At 70.0% G+C, this 14528-nt stretch carries 16 protein-coding genes; 8 read left to right on the top strand and 8 right to left on the bottom strand.

The genetic code is table 11. From position 1 onward, the window contains the following. The 4 genes from GT042_RS13540 to GT042_RS13525 all read left to right on the top strand — a co-directional run. A partial coding sequence (locus GT042_RS13540) for an alpha-isopropylmalate synthase regulatory domain-containing protein (RefSeq protein WP_272925713.1) occupies nucleotides 1–837 on the top strand: 837 nt, incomplete at its 5' end. 175 nt (nucleotides 838–1012) lie between these two features. Continuing rightward, entirely contained in the window at nucleotides 1013–1708 is a 696-nt protein-coding gene (locus GT042_RS13535) for a TerB family tellurite resistance protein (protein ID WP_161308951.1), read from the top strand. Between the two features lie 46 nt (nucleotides 1709–1754). Beyond that, on the top strand, nucleotides 1755–2504 hold the full coding sequence (gene recO, locus GT042_RS13530) for a DNA repair protein RecO (protein WP_161308950.1): 750 nt from the start codon (nucleotides 1755–1757) through the stop codon (nucleotides 2502–2504). Between the two features lie 79 nt (nucleotides 2505–2583). Beyond that, nucleotides 2584–3429 (top strand): isoprenyl transferase, encoded by an 846-nt coding sequence (locus tag GT042_RS13525; RefSeq protein WP_161308949.1) that lies wholly within the window; start codon nucleotides 2584–2586, stop codon nucleotides 3427–3429. A gap of 95 nt (nucleotides 3430–3524) precedes the next feature. Here the strand turns inward: GT042_RS13525 and GT042_RS13520 are convergent, their stop codons facing one another. The 4 genes from GT042_RS13520 to GT042_RS13505 form a co-directional block, all read right to left on the bottom strand. Further along, nucleotides 3525–3965, bottom strand: a complete 441-nt coding sequence (locus GT042_RS13520; protein WP_161308948.1) for a transcriptional repressor — start codon at nucleotides 3963–3965, stop codon at nucleotides 3525–3527. Nucleotides 3966–4037: 72 nt separating this feature from the next. Further along, a complete protein-coding gene (locus GT042_RS13515) occupies nucleotides 4038–4979 on the bottom strand; it encodes a metal ABC transporter permease (protein WP_161308947.1) in 942 nt (313 codons plus the stop codon). Nucleotides 4980–4981: 2 nt separating this feature from the next. Then, nucleotides 4982–5779 carry a metal ABC transporter ATP-binding protein gene (locus GT042_RS13510; protein WP_161308946.1) on the bottom strand — a complete coding sequence of 266 codons (798 nt, stop codon included), beginning with the start codon at nucleotides 5777–5779 and terminating at the stop codon, nucleotides 4982–4984. Continuing rightward, a complete protein-coding gene (locus GT042_RS13505) occupies nucleotides 5776–6753 on the bottom strand; it encodes a metal ABC transporter substrate-binding protein (RefSeq protein WP_161308945.1) in 978 nt (325 codons plus the stop codon). The genes GT042_RS13510 and GT042_RS13505 overlap by 4 nt, the downstream gene beginning before the upstream one ends. Before the next feature lie 144 nt (nucleotides 6754–6897). On the opposite strand from GT042_RS13505, the gene GT042_RS13500 reads away from it, so the two are divergent. Beyond that, nucleotides 6898–8280 (top strand): glycine--tRNA ligase, encoded by a 1383-nt coding sequence (locus tag GT042_RS13500; protein ID WP_161308944.1) that lies wholly within the window; start codon nucleotides 6898–6900, stop codon nucleotides 8278–8280. 113 nt (nucleotides 8281–8393) lie between these two features. Continuing rightward, entirely contained in the window at nucleotides 8394–8600 is a 207-nt protein-coding gene (locus GT042_RS13495) for a hypothetical protein (protein ID WP_161308943.1), read from the top strand. A gap of 50 nt (nucleotides 8601–8650) precedes the next feature. Here the strand turns inward: GT042_RS13495 and GT042_RS13490 are convergent, their stop codons facing one another. After that, a complete protein-coding gene (locus tag GT042_RS13490; RefSeq protein ID WP_161308942.1) occupies nucleotides 8651–9235 on the bottom strand; it encodes a TetR family transcriptional regulator in 585 nt (194 codons plus the stop codon). 99 nt (nucleotides 9236–9334) lie between these two features. Further along, nucleotides 9335–10378 (bottom strand): aldo/keto reductase, encoded by a 1044-nt coding sequence (locus GT042_RS13485; RefSeq protein ID WP_161308941.1) that lies wholly within the window; start codon nucleotides 10376–10378, stop codon nucleotides 9335–9337. Between the two features lie 234 nt (nucleotides 10379–10612). Here GT042_RS13485 and GT042_RS13480 point away from each other — a divergent pair, with 234 nt between their 5' ends. Beyond that, nucleotides 10613–10885: a DUF6243 family protein gene (locus tag GT042_RS13480; RefSeq protein WP_161308940.1), complete on the top strand. Its 273-nt coding sequence runs from the start codon at nucleotides 10613–10615 to the stop codon at nucleotides 10883–10885. A gap of 731 nt (nucleotides 10886–11616) precedes the next feature. After that, the gene (locus GT042_RS13475) at nucleotides 11617–11955 is read left to right on the top strand and encodes a MerR family transcriptional regulator (protein ID WP_161308939.1); all 339 of its coding nucleotides are present in this window, start codon (nucleotides 11617–11619) and stop codon (nucleotides 11953–11955) included. A 71-nt stretch (nucleotides 11956–12026) separates the two neighbouring features. On the opposite strand, the gene GT042_RS13470 is transcribed toward GT042_RS13475, so the two are convergent. Continuing rightward, the gene (locus GT042_RS13470; protein ID WP_161308938.1) at nucleotides 12027–12854 is read right to left on the bottom strand and encodes an enoyl-CoA hydratase/isomerase family protein; all 828 of its coding nucleotides are present in this window, start codon (nucleotides 12852–12854) and stop codon (nucleotides 12027–12029) included. A 105-nt stretch (nucleotides 12855–12959) separates the two neighbouring features. Then, nucleotides 12960–14309: an MFS transporter gene (locus tag GT042_RS13465; protein WP_345943765.1), complete on the bottom strand. Its 1350-nt coding sequence runs from the start codon at nucleotides 14307–14309 to the stop codon at nucleotides 12960–12962. Nucleotides 14310–14528 lie beyond the last annotated feature (219 nt).

Genomic DNA, 14528 nt, shown 5'->3' with positions numbered 1-14528 from the left:
GGCATGAACCTCTTCTCGCAGGGCGTCGACCCGCAGATCGACTTCTCGCAGATCGACGACATCCGCCGCACCAGCGAGTACTGCAACCAGATGGAGATCCACCCGCGCCATCCGTACGTGGGCGACCTGGTCTACACGTCCTTCTCCGGCTCCCATCAGGACGCCATCAAGAAGGGCTTCGACGCGATGGCGGCGGACGCCGAGGCGCGCGGCGTGACGGTGGACGAGATCGAGTGGGCGGTGCCGTACCTGCCGATCGACCCCAAGGACGTGGGGCGTTCGTACGAGGCGGTCATCCGGGTCAACTCGCAGTCGGGCAAGGGCGGTGTCGCGTACGTCCTCAAGAACGGGCACAAGCTGGACCTGCCGCGCCGCATGCAGATCGAGTTCTCCCGGATCATCCAGACCAAGACCGACGCCGAGGGCGGCGAGATCACCCCGGGCCAGATCTGGTCGGTCTTCCAGGACGAGTACCTGCCCAACGCCGACAACGCGTGGGGCCGGATCCAGCTCACGTCCGGCCAGACCACGACCGGCACCGACGGCCAGGACACGCTGACCGTGCGGGCCGCGGTGGACGGTACGGAAACGGTCCTGAGCGGCACCGGCAACGGCCCGATCTCCGCCTTCGTCGACGCGCTGGCGGGCATCGGAATCGACGCCCGGGTGCTGGACTACCAGGAACACACCATGAGCGAGGGCGCGAGCGCGCAGGCCGCCTCGTACATCGAGTGCGCGATCGACGGAAAGGTGCTGTGGGGCATCGGGATCGACGCGAACACCACCCGCGCGTCACTCAAGGCGGTCATTTCCGCGGTGAACCGCGCCACCCGCTGATCCGTCCTCCGGACCCCGCTGACCTGAGGTTTTGCGAACCCCGCCCACCCGAACCCGTGGGCGGGGTTCAGCCATTCATGGCGATCTCACGCCGGGGTGCTGACGCCGCTTCGAAGATGTGGCTAACATCACGTCAACGCGGCAATGTTGCCGGAGCGTTACGGAGGTGCGCGACGTGCTGCCAGCTCAGGGATCAAGTGGCCGAAAAGTGCGCATCTGTGGCGTCCGTACGTCCTGGAACACGGTGGGCGACGGCGAGTTCTTCTGCCCCGGCTGCGGAGGCGACCGCAACTACCGCCGCCGTACGGGCCGTCGCCGCTTCACGGTCCTCGGCGTGCCGCTCCTGAACCGGGGGACCGCCGGACCTGTCGTCGAATGCGCCGCCTGCCACGGCCACTTCGGTACGGACACGCTCGACCACCCCACCACGGTCCGCTTCTCGGCGATGCTGCGCGACGCCGTCCACACGGTCGCGCTCGCCGTCCTGGTGGCCGGCGGCACCTCGTCCTCCACCGTGCGGGAGACGGCCGTCCACGCGGTCCGCGCGGCGGGCTTCGACGACTGCACGGAGGAGCGGCTGACGGAGCTCGTGGAGGCGCTGGCCGCCGACACCGGCCGGTTCGTCATCGACCCGGGACCCTGCGGCGCCGCGCTCGCCATCGAGCTGCACGAGGCGCTGGAGCCGCTGGCCCCGCACCTCGCCCCGGCGGGCCGGGAGTCGATCCTCGTCCAGGGCGCCAGGATCGCCCTCGCCGACGGGCCGTACATCCCGGCGGAGCGCGAGGTGCTGGCCACGGTCGGCCGCGCGCTGCGGCTGTGCGTGGCGGACACGGAGAGACTGCTGCTGGCGGCGGCCCGCACGCCGTCCTGACGCCGGGCGTGGGGGAGGGCGCCGGCCATGCGGGACAATGGGGCGCATGAGTCTGTTCCGGGACGACGGCGTCGTGCTGCGCACCCAGAAGCTCGGTGAGGCCGACCGCATCATCACGCTTCTGACCCGCGGCCACGGGCGGGTCCGGGCCGTCGCCCGGGGGGTACGGCGCACGAAGTCGAAGTTCGGGGCGCGGCTGGAGCCGTTCTCCCATGTCGACGTGCAGTTCTTCGCGCGCGGCGGCGAGCTGGTCGGGCGCGGGCTGCCGCTCTGTACGCAGAGCGAGACCATCGCTCCGTACGGGGGCGGCATCGTCACCGACTACGCCCGCTACACCGCCGGCACGGCCATGCTGGAGACCGCGGAGCGGTTCACGGACCACGAGGGCGAGCCGGCCGTCCAGCAGTACCTGCTGCTCGTCGGCGGGCTGCGCACGCTCGCCCGCGGGGAGCACGCCCCGCATCTGATCCTGGACGCCTTCCTGCTGCGCTCCCTCGCGGTCAACGGCTACGCGCCGAGTTTCGACGACTGCGCGAAGTGCGGGCTTGCCGGGCCGAACCGTTTCTTCTCGGTCGCGGCGGGCGGAGTGATATGCGGCGACTGCCGGGTGCCGGGCAGCGTCGTACCCTCTGCGGAGGCCGTCCTCCTGCTCAGCGCGCTGCTGACCGGCGACTGGGAGACGGCGGACGCGTGCGAGGCACGGCACGTCAGGGAGGGCAGCGGTCTGGTGTCCGCCTATCTGCACTGGCACCTGGAGCGCGGTCTGCGCTCGCTCAGATACGTAGAGAAGAACTGAACAGTACGAAGCGTACGAACAGTGTGACGAGTGCGTAGAGAAGACCGAAGAGCACGGCAGCACGAGGAGACAAGAGCCCATGGCACGACGCGGAATCCTGGGACGTACCCGCCGCGAGTACAAGACGCCCGAGCCGCACCCCTCCGGCGCGGTACCACCGCACATCCAGAGCGAGCTGGTGCCGAAGCACGTGGCGTGCGTGATGGACGGGAACGGGCGCTGGGCCAAGGAGCGCGGCCTGCCGCGCACCGAGGGGCACAAGGTCGGCGAGGGTGTGGTGCTCGACGTCCTCAAGGGCTGCCTGGAGATGGGCGTCAAGAACCTCTCGCTGTACGCGTTCTCCACGGAGAACTGGAAGCGCACCCCCGACGAGGTGCGGTTCCTGATGAACTTCAACCGCGACGTCATCCGCCGCCGCCGCGACGAAATGGACGAGCTGGGCATCAGGATCCGCTGGGTCGGCCGGATGCCGAAGATGTGGAAGTCGGTCGTCCAGGAGCTCCAGGTCGCCCAGGAGCAGACCAAGGACAACGACGCCATGACGCTGTACTTCTGCGTCAACTACGGCGGCCGGGCGGAGATCGCGGACGCGGCGCAGGCGCTCGCCGCCGACGTCGCGTCGGGCAAGCTCGACCCGTCGAAGGTCAACGAGAAGACCTTCGCCAAGTACCTGTACTACCCGGACATGCCGGACGTGGATCTCTTCCTGCGCCCGAGCGGTGAGCAGCGTACGTCCAACTACCTGATCTGGCAGAGCAGTTACGCCGAGATGGTCTTCCAGGACGTGCTGTGGCCCGACTTCGACCGGCGGGACCTGTGGCGGGCCTGTCTGGAATTCGCCTCCCGGGACCGGCGGTTCGGCGGCGCGCTGCCCAACCTGTCGACGGGCGAGGACGACGAGATCGAGGAGCCGCGGGACAACTGAGCGGCGGACCGGCGCGGGGACGCCGTACGGGCCCATGGACCTCGACCTGGGCCCGTACGGCGTCCCCGGGCTCCGGTCCCGTAGTGACCCGCGTGCTAGTTCTTGACCGCCGCCGCCGCGCACTCCGCGCAGGTGCCGAAGATCTCCACCGTGTGCGCCACCGCCACATAGCCGTGCTGCGCGGCGACCGTCTCCGCCCACTGCTCGACGGCGGGACCCTCGACCTCCACGGCCTTGCCGCAGATCCGGCACACCAGGTGGTGGTGGTGGTCGCCGGTCGAGCAGCGCCGGTAGACCGACTCCCCGTCGTTCGTCCGCAGGACGTCCACCTCGCCGGCGTCGGCGAGGGACTGGAGGGTGCGGTAGACGGTCGTCAGGCCGACCGAGTCACCGCGGTGCTTGAGCATGTCGTGGAGCTCCTGCGCGCTGCGGAACTCGTCCACCTGGTCCAGCGCCGCCGCCACCGCGGCCCGCTGGCGGGTGGATCGGCCGCGCACGGGGGCCGTGCCCGCTCCATCGCCGGTCGCAGTCGTCACAGGTGCCTCCTTGCCTCTGCCCGTACCGCCGGGCGTCGCCCGCTTACGTCGGGCCATTCTGCCAGCTCGCGCTCACACCGCGATGTCATCACCGGCCCGCCGGGCGGCGGGGAGATCCGGTACGGACGGTTCCGTGGCCGGTACGGACGGTTCGGTGGCCGGTTCGGGCTGTTCACCGCCGGGACCACCGCTCACGGCCCGCGCCCGCCGTCTCGCCAGCGGAGTGGCCAGGACGGTCAGGACCACGAACAGCCCGATGGCCAGCAATACGATTGTCGCTCCCGGCGGCACGTCCTGGTAGTACGACGTGACCGTGCCGCCCACGGAGACCGTCGTCCCGATCACCACGGCGAGCACGAACGTGACCGCGAACGACCGTGTGACCTGCTGGGCCGCCGCCACCGGGACCACCATCAGCGCGCTCACCAGCAGCAGCCCCACGACCCGCATCGCGACGGTGACGGTCACCGCCGCCGTGACGGCCACCAGCAGGTTCAGGGTCCGTACCGGCAGCCCGGTCACCCGGGCGAACTCCTCGTCCTGGCTGACCGCGAAGAGCTGGCGCCGCAGCCCCACCGTGACCAGCACCACGAAGGCGGCGAGCACGGAGATCGAGACCACGTCCTGGGACGAGACCGTCGACAGCGAGCCGAAGAGGAACGAGAGCAGGTTGGCGTTGGAGCCGTTCGGCGCGAGGTTGATCAGCAGGACCCCGCCGGACATCCCGCCGTAGAAGAGCATGGCGAGCGCGATGTCGCCGCGGGTGCGGCCGTACGCCCGGATCAGTTCCATCGTGATCGCGCCCGCCACCGAGACCAGCGTCGCCGTCCAGACGGGGCTCCAGGACAGCAGGAAGCCGAGACCGACGCCGGTGAGGGCCACGTGGCCGATGCCGTCGCCCATGAGCGCCTGGCGGCGCTGTACGAGGTAGATGCCGATGGCGGGGGCGGTGACGCCGATCAGTACGGCGGCGATCAGCGCGCGCTGCATGAAGGGGGCCTGGAGCATTTCCATGGTCAGCTCAGCAGTCCTGTACGGAGCGGCTCGCCGGCCGCGTGGGGGTGGACGTGGTCGTGGCCCGGGAGGGCGTGCTGGCCGAGGGCCGGGGGCGGCGGCCCGTCGTGCAGGACGCAGCCCTCGCGCAGCACCACCGCGCGGTCGATCAGGGGCTCCAACGGGCCCAGTTCGTGCAGGACGAGCAGCACCGTCGTACCGGCCGCGACCTGTTCGCGCAGGGTCGCCGCGAGGATCTCCTGGCTGGCGAGGTCGACGCCGGCCATCGGCTCGTCCATGATCAGGAGTTCGGGCTCGGAGGCGAGCGCCCTGGCGATCAGCACGCGCTGGTACTGGCCGCCGGACAGCGCGTTCACGGAGTCCTTGGCGCGGTCCGCGAGGCCCACCAGCTCGATGACGCGCTCGACGGCCGCCCGGTCGGCCCGGCCGGGCCACCTCAGCTTCGTACGGGACAGGCGGCCGGCGGCGACGATCTCGCGGACCGTCGCGGGCACCCCGCCCTCCGCCGTGGTGCGCTGCGGCACGTACCCGACGCGCGACCAGTCGCGGAAGCGGCGCAGCGGCGTCGAGAACAGCGAGACCTCGCCGCTCGTGAGCGGGACCTGGCCGATCACCGCGCGGACGGCCGTGGACTTGCCGGAGCCGTTGGCGCCGAGCAGGGCGACCACCTCGCCGTGGTGCACGGTGAGGTCGATGCCGCGCAGCACGGGGCGGGCGCCGAGGGTGGCTGTCGCGCCCCGGAGGGCGATGACAGGGGTGCCGGGGGTGCCGGGAGTGCCGGACCTGCCGGGGCCGCTCACTTGGCGCCCAGCGCGTTCTGGAGCGCGGCCAGGTTCGACTTCATGACCTGGAGGTAGTCCGACCCCTTGGACTTCGCCGTGATTCCTTCGAGCGGGTCCAGGACGTCGGTGCGCAGGCCCGTGTCCCCGGCGATGGTCTTCGCGGTCCTGTCGCTGGCGAGCGTCTCGAAGAAGACGGTGCTGACCTTGTCCTGCCGGGCGATGGTCCCCAGCTCCTTCACGCGGGCGGGGCTCGGCTCCGCCTCGGGGTCGACCCCGGCGATGGCCTCCTGCTCCAGGCCGTACCGCTCGGCGAGGTAGCCGAAGGCGGCGTGGGTGGTGATGAAGGTCCTGGTGGCGGTGTCCGCGAGGCCCTGCTCGAAGGCGGTGTCGAGGGCGCCGAGCTTTCCGACGAGGGTGCCGGTGTTCGTACGGTACGTCGCGGCGTGGTCCGGGTCTGCCTTCTCCAGGGCGGCGCCGACCCCCTTGGCGACCTCGGCGTACTTCACCGGATCCAGCCAGATGTGCGGGTCGTTGCCGTTCGCGGATTCCTCCTCCGCGTGCTCCTCGTCCCCGTGGCCTTCGTCCCCCTCGTGGGCGTGGCCGACCTCGGTGCCGTGGTGCTCCATCTCCGTGAGCGACGTCGCGTCGACGATCTGCCGCGCGCCGGACTGGCCGATGGCGTCGTCCACGGCGGGGGCGATGCCCTTGAGGTACACGATCACGTCGGCCTGGCTGAGCCGGGCGGTCTCCCGGGGGCTCAGTTCCAGGTCGTGCGGTTCGGTGCCCGGCTTGGTCAATGTCGTGACGGAGACATGATCGCCGCCTATCTGCTGGGCCAGGAACTGCATGGGGTAGAACGACGCCGTCACCGCCAGCCTGCCGTCGCCCTTCCCCCCGGCCGTGTCGGAGGAGGAGCAGGCGGACAGCGCCAGCAGGCCGAGCGTGACCGCTCCGGCCGTGGCGGCGGTGGGTATCAGGCGTCGTACGTTCATGACAGTCATTTTCAACAAAAGTGGAAACGATTGTCAACAAGGTGCGCTCCCGGCCGTTCCCGCACACCGATTTGATACAGGGGGTGCGGCCGCCGCTAATCTGGGGCATTCGCCGTTCGTCGCCGTCGTAATGAAGAGAGCACCGTGGCCGCCGACAAGATCGACACCATCGTCAACCTGAGCAAGCGCCGTGGCTTCGTCTACCCGTCCAGTGAGATCTACGGTGGTCAGCGGGCCGCCTGGGACTACGGGCCGCTCGGAGTCGAGCTGAAGGAAAACCTCAAGCGCCAGTGGTGGCGCTCCATGGTCACTTCGCGCGAGGACGTCGTCGGTATCGACTCGTCGGTGATCCTTGCCACTGAGGTCTGGGAGGCGTCCGGCCACGTCGCGACCTTCACGGACCCGCTGACCGAATGCACCTCCTGCCACAAGCGCTACCGCGCGGACCACCTGGAGGAGGGGTACGAGGAGAAGCACGGCAAGCCGCCGGTGAACGGCCTCGCCGACATCAACTGCCCCAACTGCGGCAACAAGGGCACCTTCACCGAGCCCAAGTCGTTCTCGGGCCTTCTCTCCACCCACCTGGGCCCGACCCAGGACACCGGCTCGGTCGCCTACCTGCGCCCCGAGACGGCGCAGGGCATTTTCACCAACTTCGGCCAGGTCCTCCAGACTTCGCGCAAGAAGCCGCCCTTCGGCATCGCGCAGATGGGCAAGTCCTTCCGGAACGAGATCACTCCGGGCAACTTCATCTTCCGCACCCGTGAGTTCGAGCAGATGGAGATGGAGTTCTTCGTCAAGCCGGGCGAGGACGAGAAGTGGCACGAGTACTGGATGGAGCAGCGCTGGAACTGGTACCGCGACCTCGGCCTGCGCGAGGAGAACATGCGCTGGTTCGAGCACGCCCAGGAGAAGCTCGCCCACTACGCGAAGCGCACCGTGGACATCGAGTACCGCTTCTCCTTCGGCGGCAGCGAGTGGGGTGAGCTGGAAGGCGTGGCCAACCGCACCGACTACGACCTCACCGTGCACTCCAAGGCCTCCGGCCACGACCTGCTCTACTTCGACCAGGAGGCCGGCGAGCGCTGGACCCCCTACGTCATCGAGCCGGCCGCCGGCGTCGGCCGCGCGATGCTCGCCTTCCTCCTCGACGCGTACAACGAGGACGAGGCGCCCAACGCGAAGGGCGTGCTGGAGAAGCGCACCGTGCTCCGCCTCGACCCGCGCCTCGCGCCGGTCAAGGTCGCGATCCTCCCGCTGTCCCGCAACCCGCAGCTCTCGCCGAAGGCCAAGGGCCTCGCCGAGGACCTGCGGCGCAACTGGAACATCGAGTTCGACGACGCGGGCGCCATCGGCCGCCGCTACCGCCGCCAGGACGAGATCGGTACGCCGTTCTGCGTCACCGTCGACTTCGACACCCTGGACGACAACGCGGTGACCGTGCGCGAGCGCGACACCATGCAGCAGGAGCGCGTCTCCCTGGACCAGATCCAGGCGTACCTCGGCGGCCGTCTCCTCGGCTGCTGACGCATCACGTTCCCGGCTCGAAGCCCCCGGTTCCGTTACGGAGCCGGGGGCTTCGTCGCACACTGGCGGTACGCCAACGCCCCATGCCCCACGCGTCACAACAGGAGGCTCGGATGCCGTCCACGACCACCAGCACCGTCCGCCGATGGGACCAGCACGGACGCGAGCATGTCGTACGTGTCCAGAAGTCAGGTGTCCAGCGCTCACTGATATGTGACACCTGCGACTGGCGCATCAACGCGCAGTTCCTGCCCTGGCTCAAGGCCGAGGAACACCTGACCGAGGCTCACCAGGCCACGGTGAACCCGGCGAAGGACTGACACCGGCTCAGGCCCGCTCACGGCGGCTTCAACCGGAGGCGGTGACGGAGTCAGGTCCGCAGGCCCCGGACCACCAGGTCGCACACCGCGCTGAACTCGTCGTCCATGGACGGCTTCTGCCACTCGGGGGCGTACGTCGGGTCGTGGAACCGGGCCGTCGCCGCGAAGACCGCGACGGCCACGCGCTGCGGGTCCGGGGCGGTGAACTCGCCCGCGCGCACGCCCTCTTCGACGATCCGGGTGAGCTGGCCGGTCAGTATCGACAGGTGCGTCTCCGTCACCCCGCTGTTCTCCCGGGCCAGCGTGTTGTACGTGGCGAACAGCTCCGGGTCGTCGCCCGCCTTGTGCCGCTTGGCCTCGAACAGCGCCAGCAGCCAGCCGCGCAGCTTCTCCGCGCCCCCGGGGGTCGTGGCGTCGGTGATGCCCTCCAGCGTGATCTCCGTGCGCTCCAGCCAGCGCTGGGTGACCGCCTCGCGCAGCGCCGCCTTCGTACGGAAGTGGCGGTACACGCTGCCGTGGCTCACCCCGAGCAACCGGGCCACGTCGACCACCGTGGCCTTCGCCGGACCGTAACGGCGCAGGACCTCTTCGGTCGCTTCGAGGATGCGCTCGGCGGTCAGGGTCTCGGTGGTCATCGGGGAGCGACCTTTCTGGCTGGTGCGGCGGCCCTTACCCATTGACATTACCCGTCACCCACCCCGCCGGGTCGGTGTCCGGTCCGCGCCGCCCGCCGCTCAGCGTTCGCTGTCCAGGTGCGCCATCTGGGCGCTCGGGTACCGGTCGCCCCGGGCCGCGCCGGCCGGGACGGCCCGCTCGATCGCGGCCAGGTCGGCGGCGTCGAGCGTCACGTCCAGCGCGCCGAGGGACTCCGCCAGCCGGTCGCGGTGGCGGGCACCGATCAGCGGCACGATGTCCTCCCCGCGCGACAGCACCCAGGCGATGGCGATCTGCGCGACCGTGACTCCCTTCTGTTCCGCGACTTTGCGCAGGGACTCGACCAGGTCGAGGTTGTGGCGGAGGTTCTCCCCCTGGAAGCGGGGGCTGATCGCCCGGAAGTCGGTCGCCGCCAGCTCGCGGTCCGGGGCGAAGTGGCCGCTGATGAGGCCGCGCGACAGCACGCCGTACGCCGTGATGCCTATGCCCAGCTCCCGGACGGTCGGCAGGATCGTGTCCTCGATGCCGCGCGATATCAGCGAATACTCGATCTGGAGGTCGGATATCGGGGTGACGGACGCCGCCCGGCGGATCGTGTCCGCGCCCGCCTCCGAGAGGCCGACGTGCCGCACATGGCCCGCCTGGACCAGCTCGGCGATGGCGCCGACCGTCTCCTCGATGGGCACGGCCGGATCGACGCGCGAGATCCGGTAGACGTCGATGTGGTCCGTGCCGAGGCGCTGCAACGAATACGCCGCGAAGTTCTTCACCGCGGCCGGGCGGCCGTCGATGGGCCCCCAGCCGTTGTCGGGGTCGCGCATGCCGCCGAACTTCACGCTGATCACCGCGCGGTCACGGGCGCCGGCGGGGGCGGTGCGCAGCGCTTCGTTGATCAGCATCTCGTTGCTGCCCATGCCGTAGAAGTCGCCCGTGTCGATCAGGGTGATCCCGGCGTCCAGCGCGGCATGCAGCGTGGCGATGGATTCGGCGCGGTCACCCCCTTCGTACAGCGCGGACATGCCCATCGCGCCCAGGCCGAGCGCGGAGACCCGGGGGCCGGTCGAACCGAGCGCGCGGGTGGGGACGGGAGTGCTGGTCGTGGGGACCTTCTCGGAAGATGTCATGCTTCAAGCTTGGCATGACCGATGACAGATTTCAATAACTGTCATTCGCTCCTTCGAGGGACCCCCTCGGAGGTTTCGGCCGATGTGGGCGAATAACCGCGTGACGACCGCCCCCCACCCGGTGGTAGCGTCACGGGCATGTTCTTCCAGATCTACGAGTGAGAGCGCGGCGGCCACGGCCCGCCCCCCACCGACGATTCCGCAGATCACTTCACATCACTTCGGGAGAACCCCGTGGCAAAGAGCCGCAACAACCTTCTCGGCGTCGGCGGGCAGCGCAAGAAGCTGTCCCGCGCCGACCAGCAGGGCAACGGCCCCGCCCGTAACGCCGACCGCGCGGTCGCCGCCGACCAGAAGCAGGAGCTGCTCCGCAAGATGCGCGAGCGCGCCGCCGGCGGCGACGACGACCAGCAGGCCGACACCGAAGGCGCCGCCGGCGCCACCGGTGCCGCCGCCGACAGTGAGGCCGGCACGGCAGACGGGGCGACGGGAACGCCCACGTCCTGATCCAGCGTCCGGTGACGACGCCGACCTACCCGGCATGGCCGGGTAGGTCGGCGTCGTCGTTCCCGGTCCGGCGGATCCTGATTGCCTCATTGCCGGACACGCGGAAATCTGTGTCGGCTGGAGTAGACATTGGGTGCTGGTGTGGTTATGGTTTCTCTCGTAGCCAGAAGGACAGCAGGGCCTGGCAGACACGAACTGCCGGGCAGCGGTACAGCAGTTGCGGTACGCACGACGGTTCGGTGGTGGAGTCGCGAAGCCAGCGTTCGCAGGACGGTGACGAGGCTGACGACCGGACCGGGTGGCCCGAGGTGATCAGGGGCCGCCGTGAGCAGTACCCCAGCAGTGCGAGTGAATGAGCAGTACCTCGGTGAAGGCGTCGGCTGCGGGCGCGCGCATCGGGAGGTTCGACAGCACAGTAGGTGAGTAGCAACAGCAGTAGGCAAGTAGCAGCAACAGGTAAGCAACTGATCCCAGAGGGAAGAACGGAGGGGCCGAGCGCCATCAGGATCGCCCGGGCGGAATCACAGGGCCCGGGTACCGCAGGACATCGATAGTGAGGTGGTCTCCGGTCAAGCAACCGCGATCCCCGCAGTTCCCATCCTCTCCCGGGTGGGTGTGCGGACACAGAAGGCCGGCGCACGACTGAGGCCGGCAGATGGTGTAGCAGTTCCTTCGGGGCCTTGGTGCCATTGGCACCAAGGCCCCTCCACGCGTGCCATGAGAGAGGTGCAATGACAGCGGACGACTCGTTCGGCCGTCTTGATGACGACGACTACCCCGCCTACACCATGGGCCGGGCCGCCGAGATGCTCGGCACCACCCAGGGCTTCCTCCGCGCCATCGGCGAAGCCCGCCTCATCACCCCGCTCCGCTCCGCGGGCGGACACCGCCGCTACTCCCGCTACCAACTGCGCATCGCCGCCCGTGCCCGGGAGCTCGTCGACCAGGGCACCCCCATCGAGGCCGCCTGCCGCATCGTCATCCTCGAAGACCAGTTGGAAGAAGCCCGGCGCATCAACGCCGAGTACCGGCGAACCGCCCAGCCGACGGACCCCAAGACCGCAGTCTGAGACGAGACGGGGGCGGCGACCCGTGACCTCCCGGCCGCCGCCACCGCTCCATGATCCGGAGTCCCGCCGGTTCAGCGCTTCGGGGCGAACCTCGCCGAGTACTCCGCGAGGTTCGCCTCGAACGGCCCGTCCTTCTGAAGACCGTTCTCGAACGCCTGCCTCGCCCACTCCTGCACCTCGGGAGTGGCCAGTGCCGCGAAGAACAGGTTGGCCTGGGTGGCGAGTTCTTCCTCCTTCGGGAGCGTGCGCGGGTCGACCTCCCGCTTCAGTTCCCGGATCGCGCTGACCGAGAACTCCGAGACGCGGCGCACGAACTCGTCGATGAACGCGTCGAACTCCGCGTCGGGCACGGCCCGGTTGACGTATCCGTACCGCTCCGCGAGCGCCCCGTCGAAGTCCTCGCCGCCCGCAATGATCTCCAGCGCCCGACCCCGACCCACCAGGCGCGGCAGGCGCGCGACGGCGCCGCCGCCCGGGATGACGCCGCCCGTGATCTCGAACTGGCCCAGCACGGCGCGCTCCAGACTCGCGAACCGGATGTCGGTGGCGAGGACGAACTCGCTGCCCGCCCCCCGTACCCGTCCGCGAATCGCACTCACGGTGAGCGCGGGAAGCTTGCTCAGGCGGATCAGCACGTCCGTGAACGGCGACATGCCCTCCAGCAGCGGCGGCTGGTCGGCGAGCGACGAACTGTCGTCGGTGAGGTCCCAGTGCGCGATGAAGTACTCGGGATCGGTGCTCTCGAAGAGGACCACCGCGAGGTCCGGGTCGTTCTCGGCGGCTTGGAGGAGCGCCCGCAGCTCGACGACGAACTGCGACCCGACCACGTTGACCGGAGGGTTGCCGAAGGCCACTCGCCACAGGGAGGGGGAGGACTTGGTGAGAGTGAGCTGTGTCATGAAATGGACCTTATCGGGTGAGTCGGAAATTCCGACTCAGGTGGAGGCGGGTGGTGCGGGTACGAGGACGAGGCGGCCCCAGCTCCCGCCCGCAGCCTCCAACCCTCAGCTCACCGTCCGCGGCAGCCGCAAGCTCAGCAGCCCCGTCAGCAGGATCAGCCCCATCATCGCCATCAGGGTCACCGTCAGCGCGTCCCCCATGCCGTCGGAGTCCGTCAGGCTCAGGAACAGCGTCCCCAGCGTGGCCACCCCCAGCGCCAGCGAGGCCTGCTGCGCCGTGACCATCACGCCGCTGCCCACCCCCGCCCGCTCGGGCGGCACGTCCGAGAGCACGATCCGGAACAGGTTCGGCAGCTGGAGGCCACCGCCCAGACCGGCCACGGCCACCCCCGGCAGCAGGTCCAGCGCCCCGACCGACGGCCAGTCCCGCCAGACGAGCAGGGCCAGCAGCCCCAGCCCGGTGAACTGGATCGCCGCGCCGACCGTCAGCACCCGCGTCCCGAAGCGCCCGAGCAGCCGCGGACCGGCCAGCGACGCCGCGAAGAACGTCACCGCCAGCGGCACCAGTGCCAGCCCCGACCCGATGGCGCTCATGTGGAGGCCCTGCTGGAGGGCGATCGCCAGCACGAACATGAACCCCCCGAAGCAGATCGCGAACGGCACGGTCAGTCCCACCCCGCGCCGCAGCGACACCAGCCGGAACAGGCTCGGCGGCAGCAGCGGTATCCGCCCCTGCCGGTCCTCCCGCCGCTCCACCCAAAGGAACGCGGCCGTGGCCACCGGGAAGACGCCCAGCGTGACCCAGGTCCACAGCGGCCACCCCGCCGCCCGCCCCTCGGTCAGTGGCACGAGCAGCGTCACGAGTGCGGTGGTCAGCAGGAGCGTGCCCGGTACGTCGATCGGCGCGGGCTTCTGCGACTTCGTCTCGGGCACCGTACGGAACGCCAGGAACAGGCCGACCAGTGCGACCGGTACGTTCACCAGGAAGATCGCCCGCCAGCCGCTGCCCGCGATGTCCGCCGCCACCAGCACGCCGCCCAGGATCTGGCCCGCCACCATGGAGAGCCCCGCGGTCGCGCCGTACAGGCTGATCGCCTTCGCCCGCCGCTCCCCGGCCGTCGTCGCGTGGATGGTGGCCAGCACCTGCGGCAGCATCAGCGCCGCCGCCGCGCCCTGGGCGACCCGCGCGCCCACCAGCGTCCAGGCGTTGGGCGCCAGGCCGCAGGCCAGCGAGGTGATGCCGAAGGCCGCGATGCCGGCCATGAACAGGCGCCTGCGGCCGAGCGTGTCGCCGAGCCGTCCGCCGAGGACGAGGAGGACGGCGTACGCGACTCCGTAACCGGCCACGACCAGTTCGAGCAGGGCGGGGCCCGCCGACAGGTCCTTGTCGATGGTCGGCAGGGCGACGTTGACGATGAAGAAGTCGATCAGGGGAAGGGCCGCCCCGAGGAGCACGGTGAAGAGGCCGAGGGTGCCGAGGACCGGACCGTGGTCATGGACGGCCGGAGCGGGACCGGGTCCCGAGGCGGGAACAGGGGAAACACGAGGAGCCGGGGCCGGAACGCCGGACTGGGGACGGGATGCTGTACTCACGAGAGCCAGACTCACCCCGGACGAAGCCTGGTACCAGAGTGTCTTTATCCTGGTACAAGGAGTACCTGGCAATGGGCTGAG

The sequence above is a fragment of the Streptomyces sp. SID3212 genome, assembly GCF_009865405.1.
Taxonomy (GTDB): domain Bacteria; phylum Actinomycetota; class Actinomycetes; order Streptomycetales; family Streptomycetaceae; genus Streptomyces.
Note: the sequence above shows the minus strand (reverse complement) of the source record. Positions and strands in the feature narration are given on the sequence as shown.